Below are 2,855 nucleotides of genomic sequence, written 5' to 3' on the forward strand. Positions count from 1 at the left end.
CGGCGGTCACGAACGGTCGCACTCCGACGACGAGGACGACGCTTCGCGCCCACCCGGCGGCCACCACCGGGCGCGCCGCACCCGGACCAAGCGCAGCCGCCGGAACGGTCACGACACGCCGCACCCGCGACACGGCGGGTCACGAACGGTCGCACTCCGACGACGAGGACGACGCTTCGCGCCCACCCGGCAGCCACCACCGGGCGCGCCGCACCCGACGCCCACCCGCCGGTCACGACACGCCGCACCCGCGACACCGGCGGTCACGAACGGTCGCACTCCGACGACGAGGACGAGGACGAGGACGAGGGATCGTGCCCACCCGCCGGACGCGGCCGACCCACCGGAGCCGAACCGGGCCTCCAGCCCGGAGCACCTACGCGCGCGGCGCCGCTTCGAACCAGGTGCCGACGTGCTCACCCGCGAGCGCGGACGCGACCAACGACGTCGCCGTCACCAGGACGGACGTGCCCGCATCCGCCGCGAGGCGGGCTGCGGCGACCTTCGTCCCCGCTCCCCCGGTCCCGACCCCGGCCGCGCCGATCGACCCGAACGTCACGCCGGCCAGTTCATCGCCGTACGGGACGAGCTCGATGGGCTCCGCACCGGGCAGCTGCGGGGGCTTCGTGTAGAGCGACTCGACGTCGGAGAGCAGCACGAGCGCATCCGCCCCGAGCAGCCGGGCGACGAGCGCCGCGAGCCGGTCGTTGTCGCCGAAGCGGATCTCGTGCGTCGCGACGGTGTCGTTCTCGTTGACGATCGGCAGCACCCGGAGCGCGAGCAACCGGTCGATCGCCCGCTGCGCGTTCACCCGGTGCGTGGGGTTCTGCAGGTCACCCGCGGTCAGGAGGATCTGCGCCGCGACCACGCCGTGCCGGTCGAGTTCCTTCTGGTACCGGAACATGAGGACGTTCTGCCCGGTCGCGGCCGCGGCCTGCTGGGTCGCGAGGTCGTCCGGCCGACCCTCGAGGCCGAGGAACGGGAACCCGGTCGCGATCGCACCCGAGGACACGAGCACGACCTCGGTCCCCCGGGCGTGCGCGGCGCCGAGGGCGTCGACGAGCGGGCCGATCTGTCCGACGTTGTCGCCGCTGACCGAGGACGACCCGACCTTCACGACGAGCCGCCGTGCGCCGGGGATGTCCGCGCGGGAGCGCACGGTCCCCCGGACGGACTCGGTGGTGTCGCTGCGGTCGGGCATCGGCGGGTCAGACCTCGCTGCCGTGGTGACGTTCGACCTCGCCCGAGAACGGGTCCGCGTCGTCCGTGTCCTCGTCGGCCCACAGTCCGGACAGGCGCTCCTGCTCCAGCTCGGCGCGGGCCGCGGCCTTGGCGTCCATGCGCTCGAAGTACTCCTCGCGACGCTCGTTGCGGGTCGGACGCGAGGTCGCGCCGATGCGGGAGTCGGTGCCGCGGGCACTCGTGATGAGCTCGGCGGTCGAGGTGAGCGTCGGCTCCCAGTCGAACACGGTGCCGCCGTCACCGCCGATGACCACGGTGGACCCGGCGACCGCGCCGGCCTTGAACAGGCCGTCCTCGACACCGAGCTTGGCGAGACGGTCCGCGAGGTAGCCGATCGCCTCCTCGTTGGTGAAGTCGGTCTGCTGCACCCACCGCTCGGGCTTCGCGCCGCGGACGCGGTAGAAGCGGTGCTCCTCGCCGCCCTCGGCACGGACGGTGAAGGGGACCTCGTCGACGGCCTTCGGGCGGAGGACGATGCGCTCCGGCTGCGGCTCGACGGCGCGCTCGGCACGGGCACGCTCGACGATGTCCGCCAGGGCGAACGTCAGCTCGCGGAGGCCCTTGTGGGACGCGGTCGAGATCGGGAACACGCGGTAGCCGCGGCCCTCGAGCTCGGCGGTCACGAAGTCCGCGAGCTCGGCGGCGTCCGGCACGTCGATCTTGTTCAGGGCGACGAGCTGCGGGCGCTCGAGCAGCGGCACCTGCCCCTCGGGGACCGGGTAGCGCTCGAGTTCGCCGAGGATGACGTCGAGGTCGCTGATCGGGTCGCGGCCCGGGTCCATCGTGGCGCAGTCGATGACGTGCAGCAGTGCCTCGCAGCGCTCGACGTGGCGGAGGAACTCGAGCCCGAGACCCTTGCCCTCGGACGCGCCCTCGATCAGGCCGGGGACGTCGGCGACGGTGAAGCGGGTGGAGCCGGACTCGACGACCCCGAGGTTCGGCGTGAGCGTCGTGAACGGGTAGTCGGCGATCTTCGGCTTCGCGGCGGAGATCGCGGCGATGAGCGAGGACTTGCCGGCGCTCGGGAACCCGACGAGGGCCACGTCGGCGATGGTCTTCAGCTCGAGGCTGACGTCGCCGGACTCCCCCGGGGTGCCGAGGAGGGCGAACCCGGGGGCCTTGCGCTTCGTCGTGGCGAGCGCGGCGTTGCCGAGGCCGCCCTGCCCACCCGCGGCCACGACGACGCGCATGCCCGGCTCGGTCATGTCCGCGACGACCTCGCCGCGCTCGTCGTGCACGACGGTGCCGATCGGGACCGGGAGCTCGAGCGTCTCACCGCTGATCCCGCTGCGCATGTCGCCCATGCCGGGCTGCCCGTTCTTCGACGAGCGGTGGGGCGAGCGGTGGTAGCCGAGCAGGGTCGTGACCTGCGGATCGGCGACGAGGACGATGTCGCCGCCGTCACCGCCGTTGCCACCGTCCGGACCCGCCAGGGGCTTGAACTTCTCACGGCGGACCGACACGCAGCCGTTGCCGCCGTCCCCCGCGCTGAGGTGCAGGGTCACGCGGTCGACGAACGTCGCCATGGGTCCACTCCTTGGTGTTGCAGAAACTGTGGTGCAGAAACGGCCGTGCAGAGACTGCCGTGTCGCAGAAAAGAGAACGGGAGGGGC

General features: G+C 72.8%; 2 protein-coding genes. Both read right to left on the bottom strand.

The features are described from left to right. Nucleotides 1-376: 376 nt before the first annotated feature. A complete protein-coding gene (gene proB, locus I59_RS12690; RefSeq protein ID WP_022904184.1) occupies nucleotides 377-1,201 on the bottom strand; it encodes a glutamate 5-kinase in 825 nt (274 codons plus the stop codon). Between the two features lie 7 nt (nucleotides 1,202-1,208). Further along, complete coding sequence (gene obgE, locus I59_RS12695; RefSeq protein WP_022904185.1) at nucleotides 1,209-2,768, bottom strand: GTPase ObgE; 1,560 nt, start codon at nucleotides 2,766-2,768, stop codon at nucleotides 1,209-1,211. Between the last annotated feature and the right edge of the window lie 87 nt (nucleotides 2,769-2,855).

The sequence above is a fragment of the Curtobacterium sp. B8 genome (genome assembly GCF_000333315.1).
GTDB classification, from domain to species: Bacteria; Actinomycetota; Actinomycetes; order Actinomycetales; family Microbacteriaceae; genus Curtobacterium; species Curtobacterium luteum.